27 protein-coding genes and 1 pseudogene are annotated in these 25,463 nt (G+C 69.6%); 11 read left to right on the top strand and 17 right to left on the bottom strand.

All coding sequences use genetic code 11. The features are described from left to right. Positions 1–3 precede the first annotated feature (3 nt). Positions 4–3,072, top strand: a complete 3,069-nt coding sequence (locus POF43_RS15510) for a pPIWI_RE module domain-containing protein (protein WP_271321933.1) — start codon at positions 4–6, stop codon at positions 3,070–3,072. 264 nt (positions 3,073–3,336) lie between these two features. Here the strand turns inward: POF43_RS15510 and POF43_RS15505 are convergent, their stop codons facing one another. The 13 genes from POF43_RS15505 to POF43_RS15445 all read right to left on the bottom strand — a co-directional run bounded on the left by POF43_RS15505 (position 3,337) and on the right by POF43_RS15445 (position 15,757). Next, positions 3,337–4,101, bottom strand: a complete 765-nt coding sequence (locus POF43_RS15505; RefSeq protein WP_271321937.1) for a 3-deoxy-manno-octulosonate cytidylyltransferase — start codon at positions 4,099–4,101, stop codon at positions 3,337–3,339. A gap of 87 nt (positions 4,102–4,188) precedes the next feature. Next, on the bottom strand, positions 4,189–5,187 hold the full coding sequence (locus POF43_RS15500; protein ID WP_271321932.1) for an NAD-dependent epimerase/dehydratase family protein: 999 nt from the start codon (positions 5,185–5,187) through the stop codon (positions 4,189–4,191). Positions 5,188–5,215: 28 nt separating this feature from the next. Then, positions 5,216–6,052 (bottom strand): phosphotransferase, encoded by an 837-nt coding sequence (locus tag POF43_RS15495; protein ID WP_271321931.1) that lies wholly within the window; start codon positions 6,050–6,052, stop codon positions 5,216–5,218. Next, complete coding sequence (locus POF43_RS15490) at positions 6,049–6,723, bottom strand: histidine phosphatase family protein (RefSeq protein WP_271321930.1); 675 nt, start codon at positions 6,721–6,723, stop codon at positions 6,049–6,051. The genes POF43_RS15495 and POF43_RS15490 overlap by 4 nt, the downstream gene beginning before the upstream one ends. Next, complete coding sequence (locus POF43_RS15485; RefSeq protein WP_271321929.1) at positions 6,705–7,475, bottom strand: phosphotransferase; 771 nt, start codon at positions 7,473–7,475, stop codon at positions 6,705–6,707. The genes POF43_RS15490 and POF43_RS15485 overlap by 19 nt, the downstream gene beginning before the upstream one ends. Beyond that, complete coding sequence (locus POF43_RS15480; protein ID WP_271321928.1) at positions 7,472–8,317, bottom strand: class I SAM-dependent methyltransferase; 846 nt, start codon at positions 8,315–8,317, stop codon at positions 7,472–7,474. Before POF43_RS15480 ends, POF43_RS15485 begins: the two co-directional genes overlap by 4 nt. Before the next feature lie 43 nt (positions 8,318–8,360). After that, complete coding sequence (locus POF43_RS15475; RefSeq protein ID WP_271321927.1) at positions 8,361–8,876, bottom strand: P-loop NTPase family protein; 516 nt, start codon at positions 8,874–8,876, stop codon at positions 8,361–8,363. A 45-nt stretch (positions 8,877–8,921) separates the two neighbouring features. Beyond that, a complete protein-coding gene (locus POF43_RS15470) occupies positions 8,922–9,971 on the bottom strand; it encodes a glycosyltransferase family protein (RefSeq protein ID WP_271321926.1) in 1,050 nt (349 codons plus the stop codon). After that, positions 9,968–11,692 carry a carbamoyltransferase family protein gene (locus POF43_RS15465; RefSeq protein WP_271321925.1) on the bottom strand — a complete coding sequence of 575 codons (1,725 nt, stop codon included), beginning with the start codon at positions 11,690–11,692 and terminating at the stop codon, positions 9,968–9,970. The genes POF43_RS15470 and POF43_RS15465 overlap by 4 nt, the downstream gene beginning before the upstream one ends. Beyond that, positions 11,689–12,660 (bottom strand): thymidylate synthase, encoded by a 972-nt coding sequence (locus tag POF43_RS15460; protein WP_271321924.1) that lies wholly within the window; start codon positions 12,658–12,660, stop codon positions 11,689–11,691. Before POF43_RS15460 ends, POF43_RS15465 begins: the two co-directional genes overlap by 4 nt. Beyond that, complete coding sequence (locus tag POF43_RS15455; protein WP_271321923.1) at positions 12,657–14,267, bottom strand: CDP-glycerol glycerophosphotransferase family protein; 1,611 nt, start codon at positions 14,265–14,267, stop codon at positions 12,657–12,659. Before POF43_RS15455 ends, POF43_RS15460 begins: the two co-directional genes overlap by 4 nt. Next, on the bottom strand, positions 14,264–14,947 hold the full coding sequence (locus POF43_RS15450; protein ID WP_271321936.1) for an HAD family hydrolase: 684 nt from the start codon (positions 14,945–14,947) through the stop codon (positions 14,264–14,266). Before POF43_RS15450 ends, POF43_RS15455 begins: the two co-directional genes overlap by 4 nt. 117 nt (positions 14,948–15,064) lie before the next feature. After that, entirely contained in the window at positions 15,065–15,757 is a 693-nt protein-coding gene (locus POF43_RS15445) for a haloacid dehalogenase-like hydrolase (RefSeq protein ID WP_271321922.1), read from the bottom strand. 96 nt (positions 15,758–15,853) lie between these two features. Between POF43_RS15445 and POF43_RS15440 the strand changes: the two genes are divergently transcribed. Both POF43_RS15440 and POF43_RS15435 read left to right on the top strand, forming a co-directional pair. Further along, on the top strand, positions 15,854–16,627 hold the full coding sequence (locus tag POF43_RS15440) for a DUF5919 domain-containing protein (protein ID WP_271321921.1): 774 nt from the start codon (positions 15,854–15,856) through the stop codon (positions 16,625–16,627). Continuing rightward, positions 16,614–17,081, top strand: coding sequence for an NUDIX hydrolase (locus tag POF43_RS15435; protein WP_271321920.1), 468 nt, complete (start codon positions 16,614–16,616; stop codon positions 17,079–17,081). Before POF43_RS15440 ends, POF43_RS15435 begins: the two co-directional genes overlap by 14 nt. Here POF43_RS15435 and POF43_RS15430 read toward each other — a convergent pair. Next, the gene (locus POF43_RS15430) at positions 17,069–17,629 is read right to left on the bottom strand and encodes an HD domain-containing protein (protein ID WP_271321919.1); all 561 of its coding nucleotides are present in this window, start codon (positions 17,627–17,629) and stop codon (positions 17,069–17,071) included. The genes POF43_RS15435 and POF43_RS15430 overlap by 13 nt on opposite strands. Before the next feature lie 100 nt (positions 17,630–17,729). Between POF43_RS15430 and POF43_RS15425 the strand changes: the two genes are divergently transcribed. Beyond that, positions 17,730–18,059 (top strand): hypothetical protein, encoded by a 330-nt coding sequence (locus POF43_RS15425; protein WP_271321918.1) that lies wholly within the window; start codon positions 17,730–17,732, stop codon positions 18,057–18,059. Between the two features lie 233 nt (positions 18,060–18,292). On the opposite strand, the gene POF43_RS15420 is transcribed toward POF43_RS15425, so the two are convergent. Both POF43_RS15420 and POF43_RS15415 read right to left on the bottom strand, forming a co-directional pair. Continuing rightward, on the bottom strand, positions 18,293–18,505 hold the full coding sequence (locus POF43_RS15420) for a DUF397 domain-containing protein (RefSeq protein WP_271321935.1): 213 nt from the start codon (positions 18,503–18,505) through the stop codon (positions 18,293–18,295). A 31-nt stretch (positions 18,506–18,536) separates the two neighbouring features. Then, entirely contained in the window at positions 18,537–19,433 is an 897-nt protein-coding gene (locus POF43_RS15415) for a DUF5753 domain-containing protein (RefSeq protein ID WP_271321917.1), read from the bottom strand. A 279-nt stretch (positions 19,434–19,712) separates the two neighbouring features. Between POF43_RS15415 and POF43_RS15410 the strand changes: the two genes are divergently transcribed. From POF43_RS15410 to POF43_RS34570, 5 genes and pseudogenes are all read left to right on the top strand, one after another. Further along, on the top strand, positions 19,713–20,198 hold the full coding sequence (locus POF43_RS15410; protein WP_271321916.1) for an ATP-binding protein: 486 nt from the start codon (positions 19,713–19,715) through the stop codon (positions 20,196–20,198). Positions 20,199–20,342: 144 nt separating this feature from the next. Next, positions 20,343–20,930, top strand: coding sequence for a DUF6624 domain-containing protein (locus POF43_RS15405; protein WP_271321915.1), 588 nt, complete (start codon positions 20,343–20,345; stop codon positions 20,928–20,930). Beyond that, entirely contained in the window at positions 20,927–21,709 is a 783-nt protein-coding gene (locus POF43_RS15400) for a hypothetical protein (protein WP_271321914.1), read from the top strand. Before POF43_RS15405 ends, POF43_RS15400 begins: the two co-directional genes overlap by 4 nt. Beyond that, positions 21,706–22,491, top strand: a complete 786-nt coding sequence (locus tag POF43_RS15395; RefSeq protein ID WP_271321913.1) for a Scr1 family TA system antitoxin-like transcriptional regulator — start codon at positions 21,706–21,708, stop codon at positions 22,489–22,491. The genes POF43_RS15400 and POF43_RS15395 overlap by 4 nt, the downstream gene beginning before the upstream one ends. Further along, positions 22,488–22,787 (top strand): annotated as a pseudogene (locus tag POF43_RS34570) (nucleoside 2-deoxyribosyltransferase); the annotation flags it as partial. The gene POF43_RS15395 and the pseudogene POF43_RS34570, both read left to right, overlap by 4 nt. A gap of 156 nt (positions 22,788–22,943) precedes the next feature. Here POF43_RS34570 and POF43_RS34565 read toward each other — a convergent pair. Continuing rightward, the gene (locus POF43_RS34565; RefSeq protein ID WP_308217742.1) at positions 22,944–23,564 is read right to left on the bottom strand and encodes a prepilin peptidase; all 621 of its coding nucleotides are present in this window, start codon (positions 23,562–23,564) and stop codon (positions 22,944–22,946) included. A gap of 277 nt (positions 23,565–23,841) precedes the next feature. Between POF43_RS34565 and POF43_RS15380 the strand changes: the two genes are divergently transcribed. Both POF43_RS15380 and POF43_RS15375 read left to right on the top strand, forming a co-directional pair. Beyond that, positions 23,842–24,408 (top strand): hypothetical protein, encoded by a 567-nt coding sequence (locus POF43_RS15380; RefSeq protein WP_271321911.1) that lies wholly within the window; start codon positions 23,842–23,844, stop codon positions 24,406–24,408. Between the two features lie 257 nt (positions 24,409–24,665). Further along, positions 24,666–25,418 (top strand): hypothetical protein, encoded by a 753-nt coding sequence (locus POF43_RS15375; RefSeq protein ID WP_271321910.1) that lies wholly within the window; start codon positions 24,666–24,668, stop codon positions 25,416–25,418. The last annotated feature ends 45 nt before the right edge of the window (positions 25,419–25,463 follow it).

Below are 25,463 nucleotides of genomic sequence, written 5' to 3'. Positions count from 1 at the left end.
GACATGTACCAGCACATCCGCCGATCCGCGTACCACCTCGCCAAGGGCGGCGAGCCCTGGACCGAGGACTTCCGCGCACTCGCCTTCCCCGAACACTGGCACGCGGAACTCCTCGAACTGCACAATCACGGGCGCGACGAGGAGAAACGGCAGCTGACTCTGCCCACTCGCCGGCTCGACGGCGTACTGCAGACCCTCGCCCCCGACGTGATCGTCCGCCCCCGTCCTCGTATCCCCGTCGAGCCGAGGCCTGAGCAGAGCCATCGGATCGCCGAGGACTTCTGGATGTACGTCCCCGCCTCGGCGACCGATCCCCTCCCGGACCGCTCCATGCGGCAGCTCCTGGACGCCTGGCTGCGCACACTCGGTCCCAAGGGCGCGGGGCAGGATCCGGGGTTTCGCTCGCTGCTGCTCGCGAGCAGCGCCGACCTCAAGCGGAACCTGCCCGAGTGGCAGCCGGTCACCGGCGTCGAACTGCTCACCGCCCCCGTCGCCGCCGGCGGTACCGCCGCCCCCGAATCCCGGCAGTTCCAGCTCGCCACCGACGCGTTGGCCCGTCGCATCCTGTGCCTCGATCCCTACCGCTTCGAAGGCGGCGAGCTGCGCTTCCGAGCTGTACCTCGTGGGCCTCGCGACCAGGGCGCCGAACTCATGTCGCAGCCCCTGTGCCGAACGGTCAAGCGCAAGGAGTGGTGGTTCTCCGTCGTACTCAACATCTCCCTGCACACCACGCCGTTCGACACCAGGCCGCGTCTCCATCTGCACTGGGGCGTACGCCGATGGGCGACGCACCCGCGGACCGCCACCAAACGCCTCAACTTGTCCTACCGGGAGTCCACCACGGTCTACTTGCGGCCCACCATCCCGTGGCTGCCCGGAGCGCCGGCCACCGAGCGCTACGCACTCGCCCGACTGCGCCGGGACCGGGCAGCCGACACCTTCGCCTGGTCGGAGAACGACACCGCCGGCATCCTGCGCGGACTCAGCCTCGCGGGCAACTTCCCCAACCCCGAGCAGCTTCTCGCCGAACCGGGCTCCTGGATCGGTGAAGGCCGCGGCGTGCGCGCCGCCGTCGTCCACAGCACGAGGATGGGGAGACACGACATCGGTACCGGCTTCATGCCCAACCAGCGTGCCCAACTGACCGAGTGGGCCGAACAGGCTCTTCCCGAGACGGTGGTGCGGGTACCCGATCTGACGCGGGGACGCGGCAAGGGCATCGGCGCACCGGACAACCGGCGGCCTAAACCCAGGACCGACGACGCCAAGAAGACCGAGCTGCTGCGCGAAACCCAGGCGCGCAGGGCGAACCTCGCGGCGCAGCTGCGGATCGCCGGCCAGCAACCGCGCCACAGCGGCCCGCCGCTGGTGGAGGTCCGGTTGCTGTGGCAGTCACCGGAGGTGCGGAAGGAAGCAGTGGCCCAATTCGCACACGCCCTGGGCCTGGACGGTGACGGCGGTGCCTCTGCCGCCGCGATCACGGACCGGGATTTCGACGAAGCCAGGCCCGGAGCACCGGTCGTCCTCGAGTGGCGGACGGAGGAACTCACCCTACGACTGCGGTGCCTGCCCCTGGCCAACGGACTCGGAGACCGGCTGGTGCCCGACCCGGCCGTCAACGCCAAGGGCGCGGCCATCGCGACCGCCATCGGCGATCGCCGCCGTGCCCTGCGCTCATGGCTGTGCGCGGATGGCGCGGACCCCGGTCACCCTGAACTAGCCTTGGTGGAGATCGCCCACCGCAGCACGTTCCGCCCGTCGGCGACCGACCCCAAGTTCGCCGTCCGCCTGGGGTGTGCCGACGCAGGGGTACTGACCCAGTTCGTCGTGACCCCGTCCACCGACCGGCAGATCGACAACGCGGACAGCACCGAGCATCGCACCCACAGCTCCTGGCTCGACGGACTGCGCCAGCTCGGTGTCCGTGTACTGCCGCAGCACACGCTCGGGGACGACCTGCCCGACGGACTTCAGTACGCCGCCGTCTGGATGGTGAAGCGCCGCAAGGACGGCCCGACCCGGCTGCCCAAGCACCTGCCGGTGGCCGTCTTGGCCAGCCCGCTGCCGGACGCGGCGGGACTGGCGGCCGTGCGAGGCTGGGACGATGCCGCGGGGGAGTGGGTGCCGTATCCGCGCTTTCTCCTCGGCCTGGTGAAGCAGGCCGAGATCGACCCTGAGGCATGCGCGGAGCCCGACCTACAGGACGGTGCCCCGCGCTCCAAGACACCGCGAGTGACCGGCAAGCAGTGGCGTACCAACCTCGCCCAGCAGCGCAGGGAGACCTCGGCGTTCCTGCAGCGCGTACTGCACTCCCTGCGCGGTCAGCCCACCGCGCTGATCACCCACGCGCAGAACAGCAGGCTGCACTGGCCGTGGCTGCAGGACGGCCGGACCGAGCGGGACTTGATCCAGACGGGCCACGCCCCCGAGGGCCGGCTCGACGACGAACTCCGCCTTGTGCGCGTCCGCGGGTGTGGCGGACGGGAGACCGCGCAGTGGTGGGGCCTGGCGGAACCCGGTAAGCCGCACGGACAGCCGGCTGGCTTCTGGGCCCAGACCGTCCCGCCGCAGGGTGAGGCCCCCTCACGTGACCGGATCTTCTACAGCACCACGGAACGCCCCGGTACCCATGCGGTCTCGCCCGCCCTCGACCGCCTGGCCACCCGAGTCAACGCCGCGGGCAACCTCACCTCACAGGCAGGTACCAACGCCTGGAACCCGACCTTGGTCGAGATCGCGGTTCTTGGCTGTCACGTGGAGGACGACCCGGCCGCCCCCACACTGGGCAAGCCCGACGAGCCTGAGGCACTGGCTCTCGCCGTACACCAGCTGCGCCAGGCACCGGACTATGCCGCGGCGCTGTCCCTGCCGCTCCCCCTTCACCTGGCGGGACTGGCCCAGGCGTACGTCTTGCCGATGCTCGCAGAGAGTGATGTGAGTCCAGGAGGGGAGATGGTGGAGTCCACTGAAGAGCTGGGGCAGTGGAGCATGACGGGGGACGACCTGGACCCGGATCTGATGGACGCCGCCGGGCTGGCCACGGAGCCCGAGAGGGAAGACGACGATGGGTGAACTTCTTCTGCGACGATGAGCTCAGCAGGACGCCATGGCTGTCGCGGTCCTCCGGCTGTTCGTCGCGGAGGCAGAGGCCGCGTCCGTCGGCCGCACACGGAGCACTGTCTGTCGAGTGTCCTGACGTCGCGCAGTGCGAAACGGCCGTCAGGCGGCGGTGCTGGGTTGGGGCCGGCGGCATGTGCTGCGCGTCCCCACCCGCACCGGGCCGGGCGCACTGTGGACGAGCCGACCGAGGTCAACCGACATGTAGGGCAGAGTACTTCACGGAAGCAGTGCGGCCGAACGCCGCTCCTTTTCCAACCGGCTCGCTCGCCGAAGGTCTTCAGGGGTATCCACGGCCATGCCGTCGTCGGCGACGAGCACCGTGCGGACCTGGTGGCCGTGCTCGATGAAGCGCAGCATTTCGATGCCTTCGGCTTGCTCCAGCGGGCCTTGCGGTAGAGAGCTGAACGTTCGCAGGGCTTCCGGGGTGAAGCCGTAGAGGCCGAGTTGCCGGAGGTACGTCGGATGGGCGTCGCGGGGATAGGGGATGGGCTGCCGGGAGAACAGCAGGGCGTTGCCGGACGTGGCGGTGACCGCCTTGACGACGTTGTGGTCGATGGCGGCTGCCGGCGATCGCAACTCCGCGCAGGCGTTGACGACGACGAGCGCGTCGGCAGGTGATTCGGCCAGGGCGAGGGACACCGCGTCGATGGCGTCGGGGTCGATAAACGGTTCGTCGCCCTGGACGTTGATGATCGCGTCGGCATCCAGGTGGCGGGCGCACTCGGCCACGCGGTCCGTTCCGGTGGCGTGTTCACCAGTCATCAGGCAGCGGATGCCCAGGTCCTCGCAGGCTGCGCGGATGCGGTCGTCGTCGGTGGCCACGACGGCCTCCGTGATCCTGTCGGCTTCGAGACAACGCTGGTGCACGTGCCACAACAAGGGGTGTCCGTCGAGGAGCGCGAGGGGCTTCCCCGGAAATCTGGAGGAACCCCAGCGGCAGGGGATCACCGCGACGTGGTTCGGTCCGGAGGTGTTTCGCATCGTTGTGGGCATGGTGCTGCTCCGATCGATCAGGCCGCCGGAAAGCTGATGGTGGTGCGGTTCGCATGAACACGCGGACGGCGCCGTTCAGGCGGCCTGCCGTGCCGTGCTCCGGATGAGGTGCTGCAACTGCGCGGCCATGCCGGACGTCAGATCCACCTTGGGCTTCCAGCCGAGGTGGGTGAGGGCCCGGGAGCCGTCGGCCCGGGTCAGCGGGACGTCTCCGTTGCGGGTGGTGAAGTACTCGACCGGGACGGTGCGGCCGGTCAGCTGTTCGGCGAGTTGGATCACCTCGGTGAGCGAGGCGTTCGTTCCGCCGCCGACGTTGACGACGCCGGTGTCGTTCGACGCGGTGGCCGCGGCCAGGGTGGCGGCCACGGTGTCGTCGATGTAGGTGAAGTCGCGCCTTTGGCGGCCGTCGCCGTAGACGCGGAGTGTGGTGCCGGTGAGAGCCGCGGACAGCGCGCGCTGGATGAACATGTCCGCCCGTTGACGTGGCCCGTAGACGGTGAAGTACCGAAGTGCCGCGACGCCGGTGCGGCAGTCCGGACGGCCGGCGTGCGCCAGGCAGAGTTGCTCCTCGGCGAGCTTGGTGACCGCGTACGGTGACGCCGGGTGCGGGTGATCCGTTTCCAGGCTTGCCTGGGAGGTCGTGGGGCCGTAGACGCTGGAGGAGGAAGCGACCACGACGCGCGGGACGCCGAGCCGGGTCGCGGCGTCCATGACGCGCTGGGCGGCGAGGATGTTGCACTGCACGTAGGCGCCGAACTGGGTTCCCCAAGAGGGGCGTACGCCCGGCATGCCCGCGAGGTGGAAGACCACGTCCGCGTCGAGCAGCACGGGTTCCAGCGCGCAGTTCAGCAGGTCGGCCGTCACCGCGATGAAGCCGGGCTGCCCGATGAGCGGTGCCAGGTTCGCGGCGGCGGACTGGTCGCTGGTCTCGTGGCGGCGGTCGACTCCGATGACGGTGGTACCTTCCCGCAGCAGGGCGTGCGCGAGGTGGGAGCCGATGAATCCCGCCGAGCCGGTGACCACGGCTCGCCGGATGTGCGGTGCCTGCGGTACGGGCTGGGTCGTTCCGGTCATGGCGTTCTCCAGGTCGGTGAGACGAAGGTCAGGCGAGGCGCCGCAGGAGCGCTCGGCCGTGCGTGAACAGTTCGGTGTCCCCGTTCTCGTGGCCGCGGACGAGCGCTGTGACGGCTTCGAGGGCGCCGAAGAGGTGCAGGAGGTCCTGTTCGGAGGTGGACAACGCCTGGCCGTAGCCGGCGAAGAAGGCGCTGCGCAACGCCGGATGTCCGGTCCAGTGTCGGTGTTCGAGCCGTGCGAAGTCGCGGACGCGGGCATCTGGGCGGGTGTGCTCGAAGTCGACGATGAACAACTCGTCGTAATGGACGCGCCAGTTGCGGGGCTGGTAGTCGAGGTGGCAGATGGTGCCTTCCATCGCGGTGGTGGACAGGCGCAGCGCGTGGGCGCGCAGCCGACGGTGGTCGTCCGGGGAGAGGATGCCGGCGTGGTCGGCCCGCGCGATCCACTCGCGCATGCGCCCGGCGAGGCGGGGGCCGGCCGGGCTTGTTCGGTTCTCCGGGGAGCTGTCGTGAAGCCGGCGTAGGGCGGCACCGGCTCGACGGTGGACGAGTGCCGCGTCTTCGGACGAGACGCTGATGCCGTCGCAGTCACGGCCGGGGAGGTGGGAAAGCAGCAGCGTCCGGCTTTCGGCGTCGTGGGCCACGAGCGTGGCGGTGATGTCGCGCATGTGTCGGAGGTGCGTGGTGTAGGCGCGTATCTCCTGGGCGAAGCGGTCGGCGTCCTGGTGCTCCTTGACGACGTAGGCGTGACCGCGCGGGTCGACGACCTTCAGTAACCGAGGAGGAAGACCGGGCTCGTCGGTGACGTCGATCTCTCCCAGCGCCCTTCGAGCCAGTCGCAGGCGGGGATCGTCGCAAGCGGTCATCCCCCGCACCCCCGCTTCGGGAGGTTGTCCAGATGCGCTGTGTCGTTGTGGCGGTCGAGGAGCCAGCGGCGCTGACCGAGCCGGTTGACGTGGTGCTGCCACCGGGTGATCGAGCCGTGGTCGACCGTGAATCCGGCTTGAAGCCCCGGCCGGAGGGCCAGGAGCAGCGTGTGCAGCGCGAGAATCGTCTCGCCGTGCGCGGCGAACACCAGGCGCCCTCCCTCGTGTTCCTTGATGAGGTCCCGCAGGAAGCCGCCGGCCCGCTGCAAGTAGCCGTTCCAGGTGTCCGAGCCACGAGCCCAGGGCTGGTCGGGGTGGGCGTGCGGGCCACCGTCGGCGGCGGTCTTCACCTCGTGCCACGGCCTGCCGTCGGCATCACCGTGGACAGGGCCGTCCAGTCCCGCCGCCACGGAGGTCGTCAGGCGGAGCGCCGCCGACAGGATGTCGCCGGTCTCGACGAGCCGCAGCCGCGGCCCGGTATAGAGGGCGGTGAAGGGCGCTACCGCGTGCTCGATCGCCAAGCGATCGGCGGCGGCCTGGACCTGCGCACGGCCGAGGTCCGTCAGCCCGGTACAGGTCCGGGGGCCGCCGACCACGCCTTCGACGTTGCACCGCGCTTGACCGTGCCGTACGAGGACGAATTCTGTGATGATCACCCGCTGTCCCCGCATCTCGCGTCCGTGAACTGAGGGTCCGAGGCCCTGTGCTGGTAGCCGCCCCGGCCGACGTACGGTGCGGTGAGGATGTCGTGCAGGCGCATGCAGGCGGTGAGGTGCCCCATGTCCGTGCGGCCGAGGGTTTCGTGGTGCCCTGCGGCGGTTCGGTTGTACTGGTCGAGGGCCTCGCGCACGGTTCGTGCGGGGAGGGGGCCGTAGGTCATCGTCAGGGTGACGATCAGCTTCGCGAGGTCGTAGCCGAAGGGGGCGAGGGTGAGGTCGTCGACGTCGATCGTGACGATGCTGTCCGCCGTGATGAGGAAGTTGCGCGGGTTGGCGTCCTTGTAGAAGGCGACCGGTCCGCTCGCCGTCCGCGCCAGGAGCGCCTGGGCGGCGTCGAGGTCGGCGGCCGTCGGGAGGAATCCGGCCGCGTGCCGTGCTGCCAGGGCTCTCCGCCGGGATGAGCAGTAGTCCGCGAGCTCCAGGCCCTGACCCGGCACGTGGGCAGCGTCGAGGCGGGCGCGGTGCAGAGTGTTCAGCCACGTGGCTCCGTGTACGTCGCCCAGGTGGGCAGCGAGTCGGAGCAGGTCCGACGGCTCAACGTGCCGCCCCTCGACGAATTCGAAGACGAGGCTGTTGAAGCCGATCGCCTGGAGGGCGGGTAGGCGTATCGGCGTGGCGTGGCGCGTCAGCCACAGGTAGTTGCGCACGGCCTGCTGACAGCGTTCGGCACTGGTGTAGTGCTTGGTGTACGAGGCCGGCGTCATCGGTGGCCCCCGCGGGGGCGGGCCACGACGTACGTGACGATCGAGGTGGCGGTCACCGGGGTGTCGGGACGGCCGCGCCGGAGCGCCTGAGCGATGGCCTCCGGATCACCCTTCAGGTCCGGCGGGAACCGGTATTTGGGGTTGGTCGCCAGATAGAGGGCCACGTGCACCAGGTCCGTGAACCGGAAACGGTGTTCCTCATGTTCGACAAGCAGCACGTCGAGAGGGCCAGCCGTCACCGTGGCGATGTTGCCGCTGTGCGCCGCCGCGTAGAGGCTTCCCCGGCGGGGCGCGTCCTGGTCGAGCCCGGCGGCGGCCACGAGGTGGTCCAGCTCGCGGTAGCTGTCCGCGCTCTTCGTCACCAGGATCGCGACGCCTCGCCGAGCGAGGATACGTGCGAATTCCGCGACCACCTCCGCAGGACGGGGCGAGTGGTACAAGCAGAAGGCCGCGCTGACCAGGTCGTACGTACCGGCTCTCAGGGGGAGGTTGTGGAAGTCGGCCTGGATGAAGTCGGTGACGGTGCCGGGCGTGACGCCCACGCGTCGCCGAGCCGCCGCGATCATCGCCCGTGAGGCGTCGACGGCGACCAGCCGGCGAGGGGCGAGCTGCTCGGTGAGGACACGGCTGCTCGTTCCCCGGCCGCAACCGATGTCCGCCACCCTGGACAGCGGAACGTCCGCGGCCGAGTGTGCGACGGCCAGACGCGCGATGGTCAGGGGCACCGGAGGCCCGGAGACCTTCGCGCGCCCCAGCGCCGACGTGCGGGCGGCCAGGCGGTCGGCGCCGCCGTACAGCTGCTCGAGGGACGGGGACAGGAAGGGGTTGTCGGAGCGCTTCACCGGCTCGCCCCCGCACAGTAAGGCGCGCCGGTGCCGGGGGCCGTCAGCCCGTGGGGTCGGCCGTGATCTCGCGCAGCCAGCGGCGTGTCTGTCGGCGGCTGCTGAGCAGCACCACGTCGGCGTGCCGGGAGGCGAGTTCCTCGATCTTCGCCAGCACGCGGGGCCGCATCTTGCGCCGGTAGGTGGCCACGTACTTGATGACGCCCCAGGTGATCCGGTTGTGGACGCCGTTGCCCTGGTGGCCGGCGCCATGCCGGAGCTGCCGCGCGACGATCCCCCACAGCGCGGCGGGCGTGGACACGTCCATGAGCACGACGGTGTCGCAGGCTTCCAGCCGGATCGACAGGGTGGAGTTGTAGTTCCCGTCGATCACCCATCGGGCCTCGGCCACGAGGGTGCGCTGGGCGGCGGCGAACTTCTCCATCGGCAGCGTGTTCCACTCGTCGTCGAAGTAGACCGCGTCCAGGTGCGTCACTGGGGCATCCAGCGCTGCTCCGAGCTGACGGGCCAGGTGAGATTTGCCGCTGCCGCCGCAGCCGACGATGGTGACTTTCCGCATTGCGCTCCGCTGTAGAGGGGATGGACAGGCTGGGCAGGCAGGATCTCACCGCGCTGCTCCTTCCATACGGTCAACGGCCCCGGCCATCAGCGACTCAAGTGCCTCGACCTGGCGGCTGAGCCTGAAGAGGTCGAGATGCTGGAGGCACGCGGCGATGAGGCCGGCGTGCTCCGCGCTCCCGGTGATGGCTCGCAGCATGGTGATCCGACGGGCCACGTCGTCGCTGTCGAACACGATGAGCGAGGGCGGGACGAACGCTTCGATGCCGGTGATACTCGCCGGGGCCAGCGGCAGGCATCCGGCCAGGGCTGCCTCGAAGATCCGCTGCGTCATCTGCCCGGCCGCGGCGTACCGCTCGGGCAGCAGCAGGAGCGTTGCGAGCGACCGCCCGTAGAGCCGGTGCACCTCGGTGAAGGGAATACGCTCCAGGAACGTGACGTGCGGCCACGCCGACGTGCGGGGCCACTTGCCGACGACCTGGTGGGGAACGTGCCGGGCCGCCGGCGCGAAGAACGTGTCGAAGGCGTTGTCCCGGTCGTACTGGTTGCCCACGTAGGCGAGGCTGATCGGCCGCGGCTGCTCGGCCAGCCGCACCGGGTCGGCGGCGTCGAGCAGCGCGTCGTCGACCGGGAACAGGAGGCGGTGGGCACCGGGGCTGGGGGTGAGGGCGGCCTCGCACACGTGGACCCCGAGGGTGTGGCGCCAGGGGTCTTCCGGGCTCAGTTGGCGGTCCTTGTCCCAGATGAGGGTCGGTGTCCCGTCCGGTCGGGCGTAGTGCCGGAGCAGATCGTCCTGGCGGTGCAGGTCGCAGCTGTGCCCCGGGCTGTCGCACGGGGTGGTGTTGCGCCCCTGGATCGGCCACCGCCATTCGAGGAACAGCACGTCGATGTCCGGGAAGCCGTGGGCGTCGAAGGAGTACGCGCCGCCGAGGTGGTCGCCGGCCTCGACACGGTCGCGGTCCGTTTGCAGGAACACGATTTCGTGGCCGCGGGCGAGCAGGGCGTCGACCAGGGGGCGGCGGTGGCTGCGACCGCCGTCGGGGGTGTCGGTGATCCCCGGGCCGAGGAAGCCCCAGAAGCTGTATCCGATCCTCACTTGGTGATCCACCGCCCTTCGATCAGCAGAGCGTCCAGGCCGGAGCCGGCGAGGCAGGCGAGTGCCATGTCAGGGGTGCCGCACATCGGCCGGCCCTTGACGTTGAGCGAGGTGTTGATCAGCACCGGGACCCCCGTCCGACGGCCGAACTCCTCCAGCACCCGGTGGACGAACGGGTTCTGGGTGCGGCTGACCGTCTGGAGCCGGGCGGTCCCGTTGGCGTGCACGACCGCCGGCACCCGCTGCCGCGCCGCATCGGTGACGCCGGACGCCATCGACATGAACGGTGCCCGCTGGCCCAGGGTGAAGAAGTCGTCCGCTCGCTCGGCGCTGACCATCGGCGCGAAAGGCCGGAACGGCTCACGAAACTTCACCGTGGCGTTCAACCGCTCCACCACACCCGCCCGGAGCGGCGAGGCGAGGATCGAGCGGTTACCGAGAGCACGCGGACCGGCCTCGGCACGCCCCTGGAACAGGCCGACGATGGCACCCTCGGCGAGCTGGTCCGCCAGGAAACCGGCACAGTCCCCGGAGAGCTGCTGTTCGCGCAGCGTCGGCCAGCGGCTGAGGTCGAGCGCCGCGGACGGGAAGGCGGGGCCGAGGTAGCACGCTCCGGCGATCCCCGCGAGGGGCCCTACAGCGTCGTGGTCCCCGTGAGCGGCCATCGCGGCGCCCAGGGCCGTCCCGGCATCGCCAGGTGCCGGCGGAACAAACACCTCGTCGAGGAGCCCCGCGTCGATGATCCGACCGACGGTGACGCAGTTGGTGGCCACACCGCCGCCCAAGCACAGCCGTCGCGAGCCCGTCAGATCCCGGGCACGACGGGCCAGGTGCAGCATGACCTCGTCAGTACGCTCCTGGAGCGCTGCCGCGAGGTCCTGGTGAACGGCTTCGGCTGGCTCCCCGGCGGCGCGCGGTCGGCACGTCAGGTCGGTGAAACGGGACGAGACGCGGGGATGGCCCGAGCTGAGCACGCGCAGGGGGAACACCGTGGGGTCGAGAGTGAAGCCTGTGCTGGTAATGCGGATCGCCTGCTCGAACAGGCTGCGGAACCGTGCGGGGTCACCCAGGGCGGCGAGGGCCATGACGGTGCCCTCCTCGTCGCCGCGCCGCCAGCCCAGGTGTTCGGTGACCGCTCCGTAGGCGTAACCGAGCGAGGCGGGGTCCCGCAGCGCTTGAAGCATGTCCACGCTTGGCTTGCCGGTGGAGGGCAGACGGCCTCGGCCGATGGTGGTGGTCTGCCGCTCCCCGAGGCTGTCGATGACCAGGACGGCTGCTTCGTCCCAGCCCGATGCCGCGAAGGCCGTGAGTTGGTGGGCCCGGTGATGGAGCACCGGGTGGACAGCGGCCCGGGGAAACAGGTGACCGAGGGACCGCAGCCGTCGCAGTGTCCGCACCCCGACCTTGGTGAATCCCGCAGCCCGCGGGCACGCACGCGCCCGGGTCTCGGCGGACAGCATCCATCGGGGCGTTTCTGCGGCGGCGCCGAAATAGCCGGAGGCCCGGAAGTTGTACGCAACGACCTCGATGTCGGCGGGCTCGGTGCCGGCCTCGCGCATCAGCCACTCGACAGCGAGGGCGGGGTATGCCTTCGTGTGTTTGACGCCGGAGAGGCGCTCCTCCTCCACGAAGCCGACCAGCCTGCCGTCCACCAGCAGCGCGGCGGCGGAGTCGTGGGTGAAGGCGCACAGGCCCAGCACCACGGACGGAGGTCTCCTCACAGCCGCGTCACCTCGCCACAACGGTGGGCAGAACCGGCCGATCCGTCGTGCGGAGGAGGGGACAGCTTGGCGTACCAGGCGGCCATGGACGTGTGGAGCGGACCAGTGATGCTCTCGGCGATACGCCGGGCCTCGTCCCGCTGCCCCTGCTTCCACAGGCGGTAGCTCTGCAGGGTGGCGCCCATGGCGTCCCATCCGGCGTGACCGGTCGGCTCGCCGGCCTGGACGTGGGCAAGGCGATCGTCGAACCCGTCCCAGTCAGTCGTCAGTTCGGGCATCTCCGGCAGTGAGGTGAAGGACGTGACCGCCTCCGCGGCCTCCATGTCGCGCTCGTAGATGTGGAGTGAGCCGACGTGGTGCCGGTAGTCGCCCAGCTCGGCTCCGAGCCATCCGGCCATGAGTTCGTGGAGCGTGGTGTAGAAGAACAGGTCGTACGGCAGACCGATCCAGACGTCCTGGCCGCGCATCGAGGTGGCCATGTCCAGGCGACCGTTGCGCAGGTTGAACTGGAAGCCGAGCGTGCACGGCACGTCCCGGTGGCCTGCGGCGTCCCGGGCGGGGTCGTAGAGCTGGATCAGGGCCCGCCGGGAGTCCGGGTCCGCCGTGAGGAGCTCGACGACGCGCCGTATCTGGTCCACGGAACCGCCCCAGCGGCGCAGCCGCGGTCCGTACGCACCGCGCAGGACCCCGTCGTCGGCGTACTGGGCCAGCTGCCCGTTGAAGTCGTAGATCCAGGGATCGTCCGAGCCGGACAGGATCCACACCGTCTCCGCGACGGCGAACGCCGCGTTCGGGATGCGGGCGGGAGGAGCGAGGAGCAGACGAGCACGCGGCTTCGTCAGCCGGATACCGACGTCCAGCACCTCGCGCGTCGCCATCCCCCGAGGGCTGACCAGTTGGCCGTTGCGAGCGACACCGACGGCGCCGGCGAAGAGTTCGGCGACGCTATCCGCTGCCAACGTGATCATCGGTTCGGGCCTTTCTGTGGGGTGGCGGTGGCCTCCGAGAGCACCTCGGAGACGATGTCGGCGACGGCTGCTCCGCTGCGGCCAGCCTCATGGCAGATCGCTCGTTTGGCCGTGGCCGGCAGGCGGACCGAACCGGGCGCCTCAGCGATACGCCGCAGTGCGGTGGCGACCTCCGGGCCAGTGGGACACCGCTGTGCGGCTCGCTGATCGGCAAGACCCAGAGTGCGTGTCGCGGGCAGCACGAGTTCCAGTACGGGCACGTCCAGCAGGACGGCCTCGATGCCGCAGGTGGAAGAGGCAGAGACCAAGGCGTCCGCGCCGGCCAAGCAACCGCGGGCCCCGATGCCCGGATCCGCCAGAGCAACAGGGAGACCGTCGGCGGCCTTCAGCAACGGGCCGAACGCCCCAGCCCCTTGCGCGGGGTGCGGGGCGATCACGAGCCCCCACTCACTTCCCGCCTGCCGCACACCCTCCGCGACGACGTCGAACTGGCTCCGCAGCCTCTGCTCACGGAAAGGCTGGCAGGCCCACACCAGGATCTTCGGCGGAACCTCGCCTGTCTGGTCCGACAGGACCTTCCCCAGGTAGCTGCGCTGGCCTGCCCGGTCGACATCGGCCAGAACGTCGAAGCGCGGCTGACCAACCACGTAGACGCGGGCGTCGGCTCGCCGAGTCCACGAGCGCGCGGTGATCACATCGCGCGTTCCCATGACGGCGATGTGCCGGCAGTGCTGCGCTCGCCAGGCGATCTGCCCCTCGACCCAGGCTCCGTGCTGGACGTAGACCGTCTCGGCGCCAGCACGCTCGGCCGCGCCGACCGCCAAGACCCCGGGCGGGCTCGTGTCGTTGCTGCACAGCAGGACCGAGGAACCCAGCTGGGAAAGCACGCGGTCGAACCACTTCTCGATCCTGACCGCCGCCGCCCAGGACGGCTGGGTGGGGTCCGCGCTGCGCCGCAGGACACGCATGGCGACTTCGGCCAGCCTGACGACGGAGATGGTGTGCTGGCCGACCTGGACGGTACGGTTGCCGCCCACTTCACCCAGGATGCGGTTGGGCGGTCCGCCGTCCACGCTGAGCATCTCCCGCGACATCTGCAGAACCGTGATCGCGAAGTGCGACGGTGCGGGAACGGCGTGGCTGGCGTCTATCGCGAGGTCCAGTACCGTGCTCGCGATTCCCCGTCGGGCGAGCTCGGCCAGAACCGGCATGAGCGTCTCCGCGTGGCGGGAGGACCAGGACACCGCGCAGACGGGGACCGGGACCATCGGCGGCACGGACTGGTCGGCCTCTCCGTGGACAGGGAGGTCCGACTCCTCGCACACCCCTACCTCCGAGCGGCCGAGGAGGTAGGCGGCGCCCGCGTCGGAGAGGTGATAGGTCACGTAGCCAACCGAAGGCTCGTAGCTCGCGACGACCAGTTCGTCGTTCGTCACCCGGCGGCCTGGGACTTCCCTCGTCAGCCGTTTGACCACGCGGGCCAGCAACCGACGCACGGGGACGTGATGCGTGTGCAGCCAGCTGACACCGCCCGGTGTCCTCACCACGTCGCCGCATCCCTCGTCGAGGGCGAGCATCAGCTCGTCGACCTGCTCCGCCGTATTCACGCGGTCGCCGCGGGACAGGAAGACACACGCAGAAGTCGGACCAACTCGGCCGGCTCGTGGACGATGGCGGGCTTCGGCTCGGCCGGCTCGCCGTAACCCCAGCCCGCGTGCACGTAGCGAACGTCGGCGCGTCGGGCCGCCTCTTGGTCGACGGCCATGTCACCCACGTAGAGCGCGTCCGCCGGGTCGCTTCCCGTCTCAACGAGCGCCGCCAGCAACGTGTCGGGCGCCGGCTTCCCCCGCTCGCGTGTCGGTGTGCGGACAACCGCGAAGGGACAGCCGAGACGCCCCAACAAGGGCACGGCCCGCTCCAGTGGCTTCGAGGTGACCACGCCGATCCGGTGACCGTCGGCCGTGATGTCACGCAAGGCAGCCTCGATACCCGGGAACGGCCGCGCGAGATGGGCGTCGCGGACCGACACACCCCCGTAGGTGTGTGCTACCTCCTCGACCTGCTCAACGCTGAGAGACGCCATGATGTCGGAGAAGGGACGACCCAAGTGCTGGGCGTACGACTCGAACGCGACGTCGACCCCGTGCTCCGCGCGCACCGCCTGCCAGGCGGACCGCATCACCGGAAGGGTGTCGACAAGGACCCCGTCCAGGTCGAACAGAACGAGCGCCGAGCCGGGCGCGAGCAGGGGCGCCGGGGCGTTCCGGTCCGGCCGTCGGGCATGCATCGTCACCACTGACCTCCTGTGTGCTGGCAGGGGCAGATGAGTGACCTGATGGTGGTTCAGAAGTAAGGGACCGCGTCACCGCATCCCGGGACGGTGTCAGGACGTCCCGGGACGTTTTCAGCCGCGTTCAAACTGCTGAAGTAGATTGAGCAGCGCCTTGGTATCCGACAGGTCGGGCAGAACGGTGGAGGCGCCGGCGGCCGACAGCTCCGCCGCGGAGTGGACTCCCGTGGCCACGGCGATGACATGGGCACCGGTCGTCAGGGCCGCCTCGACGTCGCGGGGCGTGTCCCCGACAAGTACGACGGGGCTACCGCCGGGCAGGCCGCGTTCGCACCGCGCCCGCCGACGCGCGACATCGACGAGATCCGACCGCTGGAGTGCGTCAGCGCCGTACGCACCCACCGGAAGGTCCAGCAGCTCGTCCAAGCCGAATGCGCCCAACTTCACGCGGGCGTTCTCGGCGATGTTGCCGGTCAGCACGGACGACACCCAATCTCCCGGAGCCGCAATTGCCTTGAGGGCGCCGGGAACACCGGGGAGAGCGCGTCCTCGGCGGCGGAGTTCGCCGAACCGTTCCCCGCCGGCCCGGACCAGAGCTTCGTTCACCACCGCCCACTGCGGCTCCGGCAGCAGGTGCCGGCGGAACATCTCCCTCATGATCAGCCGGTCGGTTCGCCCTTCCGTCACCGCCGCCGAGGACGGGGACCCTCCGGTCAGGTATGTGAACGCCGCCGCATAGATCTCCTTGCTCACTCCGGCGTTCTCGATGAGCGTATGGTCGATGTCCCACAGGACGAGCAACGGCATACACCCAGCGTAAGCGGCCCGCTCACCTGTGCCGTCGGGCTACGCGTCGCACAACGTCCTTGCACTGGAACGCCGTTCACGGCTTGTATGTAGCGCGTGAACGAGCGACTGCAATCCGTACTCGCCCAGCGCGGTGTAGCACCCGAGACGCTGGCCGAGGCGTGCGAGGTCGACCCGAAGACGGTGGGCCGATGGTTGGGCGGGAGAGTGCCGCATGCTCGCCACCGGTTCAGGGCCGCACAACTCCTGCGCGTCGAAGAGATTTTCCTCTGGCCGCCCCCACAACCGGGCACAGGTCGGCCCGGAGCCGTGCCGGGAGCCGAACTGGTCGGCACTTACCAGGATCGGGCCAGCGTCCCGCGCGAGACCTGGCTCTCACTGCTCCAAGAAGCCCAGCACCGGATTGACGTCCTGGTCTTCTCGGGCACCTTCTTCGCCCAGTCCAACCCCTACGTCGCCCGCATGCTCGCGACGCGGGCCGACGACGGCGTGGAGGTCCGCCTCTGCTTCGGGAACCCCACCCGGTCCGCCGTGGCCCGACGCGGAGAGGAGGAAGGGATCGGAGACACCCTGGCCGCCAAGATTCGGGCCTCGCTTACGTACTACCGCACACTGCCCGAGATACCCGGATGCGCCGTGCGGCTGCACGACACCACGCTCTACGCCTCCCTGTTCCGCTACGACGACACCATGCTGGTCAACCCCCACATCTGGGGCCAGCCGGCCAGCGCGAACCCCGTCCTGCATCTCCAACGTAGCGATGCCGGCACCTGGTTCGACAGCTACGCTCAAAGCTTCGAAGCCGTCTGGGCCACCGCTCGGCCCTGGACGCCGAACGAGGAGGGGACCGCCGCGCATGGGCAGGACTGAGTATTACAACGACCCGAATGCCCCGAAGGCCAACACCCTCATCCCCGCCAGCAACCTCCTCGTCGCCGACGACACCGGCGCCATCCTCCTCCAGCGCCGGCGCGACACCGGCCAGTGGGCGCTGCCCGGTGGAGCCCAGGACATCGGGGAGACGGCCGCCCAGTGCGCGGTGCGTGAGTGCCTGGAGGAGACCGGCATCGTCGCCGAGATCACCGGCTTCCTCGGCGTCTACACCAACCCGAAGCACATCGTTGCCTACACCGACGGTGAGATCCGCCAGCAGTACGAGAACACCTACATCGGGCGCCCTGTCGGTGGCGAGCCCACCATCAACAACGAGGCCGACGGCGTCCGCTACGTGCAGCCCGCCGACCTCGACCGGTACGACATCCACCCGAGCATGCGTCAGCAGATCGGCGACTACCTCGCCGGCACCTACCCCTATCTGGGCTGAACCGCCAGAGCCCCCTCGACCCGGGCGACGGAGGCCAAGATCTCCGGTCGCGCGCGACGGATGAACCGTCCGACGATGCTGTCCTCGCCGTAGCGGCCGACGATCTCCGCGATCCGCTCCTCGGCGGTCGTCCCCTCGCCGTCGGGCGTCGTCGTCATATCGCAGTAGATGAGGGCGTCGACTAAGCGCTGGTCATCGAGGAGTGGGAACTCCGCTTCCAGGGTTTCGCGGAGTCCGCGCTCCTCGGCTTCGAGCAGGGCGAAGGTGTGGTTCGCCACGAGGCTCGTCAGGCGCTCATCGGCAATGTGAACGTCGCGAAGGAAGCGGGCGCCGTCCAGGGGATGAAAGCCTGTGGTGGCAAGCCGTGGGGCGTAGCCGACGTCGTGCAGGACAGCGGCGGCGTGCAGAAGGTCGGCGTCGTCGGGTACGGCACCGGCGATCTCCGCAGCCCGCCGGGCGACACCTTGGGAGTGCGCCCAACGGCGCGGGAGGGGGACGGCCAACTCCACTTCGGCTACCCGAGTCCACTGATCCTTGGCGGTTGGCATGCGACCCTGCCGATCCCGAGTGCTGGGGGTTGTACGCGCTGGCATCAAGGTACGACGGTACGCCGGTCGGGAAAGGGGGCGACGGCGACCGCTGATACCGGTGCGGCTGTCCGCCCGCCGCGCCGATATCGGCGCCGACGGCGTCCTGAACGCCCGGCCCGGCCTTGCCCGGCCCGCCGCAAGCCGGCTCACGCGGTGGCAGCATCGGCGGGCCACCCTTGCACACTTCGGAGGACGCCTCCGCGAGCTGTGCCGCACCGACGACGAGGATGGCGGGATCATCCTCGCGGAGACATCCAGCGCCCTGACGCTCGTCTCTGGACCCCTGCGCACCCGCTCCTACACCGACGCACACGGAAGACGGCTGTACGCCGCCGCGGCCAGCCGCGAGGAGTTCAGTGAATGGGCCGGGAGCGTGCCGGCGGCCTGACGGCCGCGCTACCAACAGCAGCCGCTAGCCGTCGCTCTTCTTCAGAGGATGTGCCAGCGCAGTTCCGCTTCTTCTCGCCGCCGGCAGGCGCTGCGCGGCCGGCCGAATTGGAGACAGCGTTGTCCCTACCGGACATCCAGCGGGCGCGCCTCGTGAAAGGACGGCCGAAAAGACGCTTGGGCTCAGCCCTCTCGTGCGCGCCGAGGGGACTGGCCCAAGCGGTTACCGAGGGGTCAGAGAAACTCCGAGACCGCCGCATCGGTTCGGACGAAGGAGACCAGCGCCGTCCACTGGCCCGGGCTGAAGGTGAGTGCCGGGCCGGCCTTGTCCTTCGAGTCGCGGACGCGGACCGTTCCGTCGTCGGCGATCAGGTCGGCCACCTCAACGCAGTTGCCGGTGTCGCCGCTGCTGTACGACGACTTGAACCAGGACTCCTCGGGGGCTATGTCCGTCGAAGGGGTGTGAGCGTTGATGGCTTCACGACCTTTCTGCTGCTAGTTCTTCCAGGAAGTCGATGGACTCGGTTAGGCCCAGGGCGACGCCGACCATTGTCTCGAACCGGCGGTTGAAGCGCTCCACCTCGCGGGGCTTGTCCGAGGTGCTGACCGCGCCCCAGGCGTTGTCAGCCTGTACGCGGGCGGGAAGTTCGCCCAGGTCGATGATGGCGAAGTCGGATGATGAGCGGTATCCCCGCCTGAAGGGCAGCACCTGGAACTGGACATGGTCCAGCTTCGCCAGGCGAATGATCTCCCGGTATTGGTCCCTCATGACGGCCTCGTCGCCGACTGGGATGCGGAGTGCGGCCTCGCCAAGGATGATGCGGAGTCGAACGGGGTCTTCGCGCTCCAGCACTCGGCGCTTGCGCTCCATTCGCAGGTCAACGTTGCGCCGGATGAACTCGGCCGTCGTGTCCTCGACTGGACGGCCGGTCTCGAATCCCGCCCTGGCGTACGCCTCGGTTTGCAGGAGCCCGTACACCACGGTGGGGTGGTACGCGCGGATGAGAACGGCCTCCGCTTCCAGCCCGACGTAATGCGGCATCCCGGCCGGCATGAACGCCTTGTACTGCGTGAGCCAGTCCTCGTTCGGTGCCTCCCGGTTGAGTTCCGTGAGCTGGTCGATCAACTCCTCGTCGGTGACGCTGTACCGCTTCAGGAGGGTGCGCAAGTCACCCACGTTGCGCCGGAAGTTCAACTCGCCGTGCTCGATCCGGGCCAGGGTCGGCTCGGACAGGGTCTTCATGCCGCGAACCGCCGCCTTGCGGGTCATCCCGCGGGCGCGGCCGTCCTCCACGGGAGGGCAGTTCTCACGCAACTGTCTCAACTGGATACCCAGTTCCAGACGTCGTCCGGTCGAGCCCCGTTTCGCCGCCATCAGTGCACCTCTCCAGGTTCATGTGCCGATCGATCATCGTCCTGCGCAGGCTCTTCCACCCTCTGTGCTCCCTCCGCAGTCTTCAGTGCATGTCGCTGCATAGTCCAATCTGCTGCTCGTAGAAATTTCTGTAGCGATTCAGTTGCATGCTCACGCGTCCTGCCGCAACCGTAGTTGAACCAGCTCATGCGCTGAAGGCGAGTCAAGGAAACGCCTTCCCGTTGACGCGTCCGGGAGATGAGGCGCGCCGCCGCTTCTTCAGCTGAGGAGGACTGGACGATGACTTCCCTGACGTGGTCAACCAGGCTTACGCACAGTGCGGTTTCCCCGAGGCGGGCGCCGGATCGAGACGAGTGGTCGGTCACCCTGCTCCGCGCCGTCAGCGCCGGCGGAGGCTTCACCGAGGCCGAGAAGGTCGTGCCCGGCCAAGTCCGCCGGGCGGCTGCCGTCGAACTCCGCTTCTGGGGTCTCCAGTCGCTCGTGGAGTCGGTCTCCTTGCTCCTCAGCGAGCTGGTTACCAACGCCTATCAGCACGCCGGAGGCGATCACGTGATCGTCCGCCTGATCCGGACCGACACGTTCATCCGGATCGAGGTAGGCGGTCCCGGAGCACGGCCTCCCGTGCTGCGAGACGCCGTAAGCCTCGAAGAGAGCGGACGCGGCCTCGTCCTGGTGAACGCGCTCGCCGAGGACTGGGGCTTCAGCGAGGAGCGGTCGGCCGTCTGGTGCGCGCTCCGCGTTCGTGTCGGAGGCGCCCCGTCATGAGTGGTGCCCTCTTCGATGGCTGGTGCCTCGGCTCCCCGTTCCTCCAGCCGAGGGCCCCTCCGACCGGGAATCACCGCCCGCAGGCCGGTGCCCCCACTCCTCTCTCGACACCGTTACGCCCACCCATCCATCGGAGAACACGTCGTGACCGCACCCGCTCCCCACACGCCGGCGCCCTGCCCGCCTGCCTCCGCCGCTCTGGGCAACTCGCCGGAGCCCGCCCGAATCGATATCGCGAGTGATCTGCTACGCCGGAAGAACCTGGCCGAGACCATCCGGTCCATTCCGGTCGGCGAACGGACCGACGAACAGCTCGCCGAGTTGCGGCGAACGGACCGTGCCAACGCGGAGGTTCTGCGCAGCGTAGTGAACGACCACGGGTGGCCTGGTGCGCCCCTCGTCGGGGCCGACGCGGCGCGCGCCGCCTGGCTGATCGCACTGCGGTCGGACGACGCCGAGTTCCAGGCCGACGCGCTGGCCGCGCTCGCCAAGGCGGTGACCGCCGGCGAGGCCGAGCCCGCCTGGTGGGCTCACCTGTACGACCGGTCCTGTGCGCTGACCGGCGTCAAGCAGTGGTTCGGCACCCAGTTCCAGAATGGCCCAGACGGCGTGGAGGTGTACCCGGTCGACGATCCGGAGAACCTGGACGCCCGTAGGGCGCAGTACGGGCTCGAACCGCACGAGAAGAAGGTGGCCGCCGTTCAGCAGCGCCACGGGGGACGCGCAGCATGACGACCGCCGAATGCCCCCTCGCCATCACCTCGCCGGCCGAGACCGCCGCGGCTTCGTCCTGTCCCGCCGACCGCGAGTCGAGCCGCTTCATCCCGCACATCACCCCGCTGAAGGGCGAGGGGCCCGTCACCCCGAAGGTCGTCCTGCGTCCCGACGGCCTCGGGGTGATGTTCCCGGATGAGACCGCCAGCGACCGGGACCGGCGCGGCGCTTTGTGGCTGCGGACCGGGGCGCCGTCGCCGGGCCGGGTGATCCCCATGTTCAGGAAGGTCCACCCCCGCCGGGCCGGCGAGGTCATGCTCGACATGCGGTGCCAGGGCTGCAATGGCACGCCGGACCGCACTCGCGACGGCATCCTGTTCTTCACCAAGCCGGAAACGCGCCGGCGAAACCTGAACTGGCCGGACGTGGTGTACACCTGCCACCCGCCCGTCTGCCTGCCGTGCGCCCAACAGGCCATGTTCGCCTGCCCATTCGTCCTCGACGCCCCGGCGCTGCGCGTCCGGCAGGCCCGCCCCTGGGGCATCGACGGCTTCTACTTCCGCCCCGACGCGGACGGCACGCCCCGGCTCGACGAGGAAGTCGACCGGTGCGCGTACGAGGACCTGAAGCTGCTGCCGTGGATGGTCGCCATCCAGCCGATCGCCCGGCTGAGCCGCTGCACTGTGGTGGACATCCGCGCCGAGCTGGCGGCTGCCGGGCTGGAGGTTCCTGCTTCGGGGGACGGAACATCGACCGGGCGCGGCAGCCGCCAGACGCTGGCGCAGGGAGAGCGGTGAACGACAGAACCCTTGCCGGCGAGGGCCTTCCGCCGGATGCGCCGGATGCCGTGCTCCGGCTGGCGGGCGCCATTCTCGGACGATGGCGCAAGCACATCGGCTTGAACCAGATGGAGTTCGGCACGCGCGTCGGCTACGGGAGTGACATGGTCGCCTCGGTGGAACTGGGACGCAGGGTCCCTTCCGTGTCCTACCTGATAGCCGCGGAGGTCGTCTGTGACGCGCACGGCACGATTAGCCTGCTGGAGCCGCATGTCCGCCAGCGTCCCCGTTCTGAGCAGGAAGTGCGCCGGGCCGAAGAGTGCAGCTCGGCCCTGTCCTACTTCGCGCCGGTGGTCCTGCCCGACCTGTTCCTCATCGACACCGACGACTCGACTACCGGCGACCGGACCTGGTTGCGACGCAGCCGGCAGATCCTGGAGTCGGGGACGCGGATCTGTCTGGTGTTGGACCAGGCCGTTCTGCTGCGCGTGGTCGGCGACCGAACGGCACACGGCCACCAGCTTCAGTATCTCGCCGACCTTGCCGAACGGCCCCACATCGTCGTTCAGGTTTTTCCCCTCGACGGCGGCGAGTACCTCCCGTTCACGGCGCCGGTCACCTTGATGCAGGACGGCGATCAGCTCACGGGTTTCGTGGATGCCGGACTCGCGAAGTACTGGCTGGGCCCCGAGGGCGCCCGGGAGGCGGAGCGCCGGTTCGCCGACCTGCGCTCGGCGGCCCTGCCGCCCCGGGCGTCCCGCGATCTCATCCTCAGCACCGCCGACCGGATCGGGAGGTGACCGCCGTGCTCGCCTACGTCACCGCCCCGGTCGGCATCGACGCGTACCAGGCACTCGGCCACGAACTCCGTGCCGCGTTGGAGTCGTTGGGTGCGACGACCGTCCTGGCGGACCACCCCACGCAGACGGTGAACGCCAAGGTGGCCCAGGGAGCCAACCCCGTTGACGCGTCGTGCGACTTCGTGGACGCCCGCGCCGCGACGATCGGGCACTGCGACCTGCTCGTCGCGGTGCTGGACGGCGGGCATCCCGACGTCCTAGTCGACATCGGGATGGCCTACGCCTTGGGCACGGACTGCTACGGCCTCCACCTCCACGGGGAAGCCCCGGACGGACTGCACACCAGGATGCTCGACGGGCAACTCCGCAGTGTTCCGGACCTCCTGGCCCACCTCCGCGTTCACCTTCGATTCCACGACCTCGTAGAGCCCGAGCGGCTGCTGCGGAGGGGATCACACGGTGATGACGAGGAGGGCGCCGGCGATCAGACAGGCGCCGAGCGGGAGGTCCGCGGTGGTCCTGTGGCGAGCCCGCTGACAGAGCACCCCGGCCAGAGCCAGGACCAGACCGGCCCATAGCCCGGTCAGCACCGTCCCCCATCCGAACCAGCCGAGCACCAGCCCGAGCAGCCCGGCGAGCTTTACGTCGCCGCCGCCCAGTTGGCCGGCGGCGGCGACGTAGAGCGTGCCGAAGAGGGCGAGGGCCGCTACGGCGGCGAGGGCCGCCCGCAGCAGTCGGCCAGTGTCGCCCGTGACGAAGGCGTTCACGGCGAAGAGCGCGCCGGTGCTCACATAGCCGCTGAGCAGGACGCGGTTCGGAAGCCGCCGCACCGAGAGGTCCAGCGAGGCCAGCAGGACGGCGTGGACGACGAAGCAGCTCAAGGCCAGTACGGCGAACAGCGGTTCGTGGCGCCCCGCATTGATGCCGAACGCGGTACCGCACAAGGCCGCAGAGGCCAAGGTGAGTACGACGCGAGCCGTACGGCCGCGAACAGCGGCTTCGTCTCCTTCGACGGAACGCAACGCCGCACCGGCGAGCCCAGCACCAGGAAGTCTCCAGACCAGCGCGATCACCCTTTGCAATCTCCCCGACTTGGCGCCTCCTGATTCAGAACGGTGCCAGGAGAACAAGGATCATAAACGAACCGCCAGCGGTAATCACGACAAAGCAATGGACTGGCAAAATTACCCGTTCGCACTCTGAAGTTAGACCGGACAAAGCGCCGATCGCACCTTGAAGTCGATCGCATTCTCGGAGTAAGCGTTTTCTTGCCATCTTTACCTGGCGCGCATCTCAGGGCTCACGCGAGGTGATGTGTACATGGGGAAAACGTCAATAAGACGTGCTGCCATGCCCGTTGCTGTTCTTGTCGCGGGTGCGACGGTCACCGTAACGCTCGGCGGGTGCAGCCACCAGTCGTCCGGCACGGCAGGAGCGCAGGCGGCGAGCACGCCGTCGGCTGCGCCGAGCGTCCCGGTGACGCCGTCCGCATCGACGGGGTCCGGCTCGGCGCGGTCGTTGGCCACCGCCGCCTACCTGGGCATGTGGCGGGACATGACGCGAGCTGCGGCCACATCCGACTGGGAGTTGCCGGCGCTCGCACACCACGCCACCGGCGAGGCTCTCTCGACGATCTCCCGCGGCCTGTACGCAGACCACCTCAACGGGCTCGTCACCAAGGGCAAGCCGAAGGAGTCGCCGATGGTGACGTCGGTCGATCCGGTCGGCGTACCGACGACGGTGATGATCGCGGACTGCGGGGATTCATCTCACTGGCTGAAGTACCGGAAAAGCACGGGGAAGTTGGCGGACAACGATCCAGGTGGACGTCAGGCAATCACGGCGGAAGTGAAAAGGGGATCAGACGGCACCTGGCGGGTGACCCGGTTCGCCGTCGAGGGGGTGGGGACGTGCTGAGACGAACTGGAATGACGGTGGCCGTGGCGGTCGTCGCGCTTTTCACGGCAGCCGGCCCGGCATTCGCGGGAGGCGGCTGGGGTTCCGTCGAGTGCGATCAAAACCCGCACCCCGGTTGCGAATTGGGCGCCGGCTCCGGCGGGTCGCACGGGAAGACGGGAACCGCGCCGGGGAGGGGTGGGACGACGAAGAGCAAGGGCGGGTCCGGCGGCGGCTCGGCGCCGTTCAACCCGAATCCGAACTTGCACTGCTCGTACGTGAAGTCGGACTACAAGTCGCCACCCGGCGCCGTCGCCACGGCCTACGTCGTACCGCTGCCGGGGCCGGCGGCTTCGGCCCCGCCCGTGATGGCCGCGGTCTTCCACCCGGCCGGTGCCGTGAACGGCGGGGTCGTCCCGCTGGCGGACTCGACGGCCGGGCAGGGCGCCGGCGCCTGGTACGTCTACAAGTGCACCGGCGACGGCAAGGCCGACGCGTACTACCATCCGCCGATCTGGATTCCGGCGGCGAAGCCGGGGGCGAAGAAGCCGACGCCGGCGCAGCTGGCTGACGTGGCGCGCAACGAGCTGGGGTTGCCGTCGCCCGCGATCGAGGCGAACCCGGCGGCCGAGCAGCTGGTCGGGCTGCCGACGTGGCTGTGGCTGGACCGGGCGCAGTGGAAGACGGTGTCCGCGACCGCGTCGGTGCCGGGCGTCGCGGTGACCGCGAAGGCGAAGCCCACATCGGTGACGTGGACGATGGGCGACGGCCACACCGTGACCTGCAAGGGGCCGGGCACCGCGTACTCGTCGAGCGCAGGGAACCCGAAGAGCGCGTCGCCGACATGTGGTTACACCTACCGGTCGTCCTCCGCCGGTCAGCCCGGTGCAGCGTTCGCCGTGTCGGCGACGGTGCGGTGGACGGTGACGTGGGCCGGCGCCGGCCGGACCGGCACGTTCCCCGCGATGACGACGACTTCGGCGGCGGCGTTCCGCGTCGCGGAGAGCCAGTCCGTCGGCTCCGGCGGCTGACCCACCCCTCCGAACGGCGCGCCGAGCGCGACCCCGACTCCCTCC

This window comes from Streptantibioticus silvisoli, from assembly GCF_027947535.2.
Taxonomy (GTDB): Bacteria; Actinomycetota; Actinomycetes; order Streptomycetales; family Streptomycetaceae; genus Streptantibioticus_C; species Streptantibioticus_C silvisoli.
Note: the sequence above shows the minus strand (reverse complement) of the source record. Positions and strands in the feature narration are given on the sequence as shown.

Bases quoted from the DNA above. Each gene is read 5' to 3' on its own strand.
- POF43_RS15510 (WP_271321933.1), top strand. From the start codon at position 4: ATGTACCAGCACATCCGCCGATCCGCGTACCACCTCGCCAAGGGCGGC.
- POF43_RS15505 (WP_271321937.1), bottom strand. From the start codon at position 4,101: ATGCGAAACACCTCCGGACCGAACCACGTCGCGGTGATCCCCTGCCGC.
- POF43_RS15500 (WP_271321932.1), bottom strand. From the start codon at position 5,187: ATGACCGGAACGACCCAGCCCGTACCGCAGGCACCGCACATCCGGCGA.
- POF43_RS15495 (WP_271321931.1), bottom strand. From the start codon at position 6,052: ATGACCGCTTGCGACGATCCCCGCCTGCGACTGGCTCGAAGGGCGCTG.
- POF43_RS15490 (WP_271321930.1), bottom strand. From the start codon at position 6,723: ATGCGGGGACAGCGGGTGATCATCACAGAATTCGTCCTCGTACGGCAC.
- POF43_RS15485 (WP_271321929.1), bottom strand. From the start codon at position 7,475: ATGACGCCGGCCTCGTACACCAAGCACTACACCAGTGCCGAACGCTGT.
- POF43_RS15475 (WP_271321927.1), bottom strand. From the start codon at position 8,876: ATGCGGAAAGTCACCATCGTCGGCTGCGGCGGCAGCGGCAAATCTCAC.
- POF43_RS15460 (WP_271321924.1), bottom strand. From the start codon at position 12,660: ATGATCACGTTGGCAGCGGATAGCGTCGCCGAACTCTTCGCCGGCGCC.
- POF43_RS15450 (WP_271321936.1), bottom strand. From the start codon at position 14,947: ATGCATGCCCGACGGCCGGACCGGAACGCCCCGGCGCCCCTGCTCGCG.
- POF43_RS15445 (WP_271321922.1), bottom strand. From the start codon at position 15,757: ATGCCGTTGCTCGTCCTGTGGGACATCGACCATACGCTCATCGAGAAC.
- POF43_RS15435 (WP_271321920.1), top strand. From the start codon at position 16,614: ATGGGCAGGACTGAGTATTACAACGACCCGAATGCCCCGAAGGCCAAC.
- POF43_RS15430 (WP_271321919.1), bottom strand. From the start codon at position 17,629: ATGCCAACCGCCAAGGATCAGTGGACTCGGGTAGCCGAAGTGGAGTTG.
- POF43_RS15415 (WP_271321917.1), bottom strand. From the start codon at position 19,433: ATGGCGGCGAAACGGGGCTCGACCGGACGACGTCTGGAACTGGGTATC.
- POF43_RS15410 (WP_271321916.1), top strand. From the start codon at position 19,713: ATGACTTCCCTGACGTGGTCAACCAGGCTTACGCACAGTGCGGTTTCC.
- POF43_RS15400 (WP_271321914.1), top strand. From the start codon at position 20,927: ATGACGACCGCCGAATGCCCCCTCGCCATCACCTCGCCGGCCGAGACC.
- POF43_RS15380 (WP_271321911.1), top strand. From the start codon at position 23,842: ATGCCCGTTGCTGTTCTTGTCGCGGGTGCGACGGTCACCGTAACGCTC.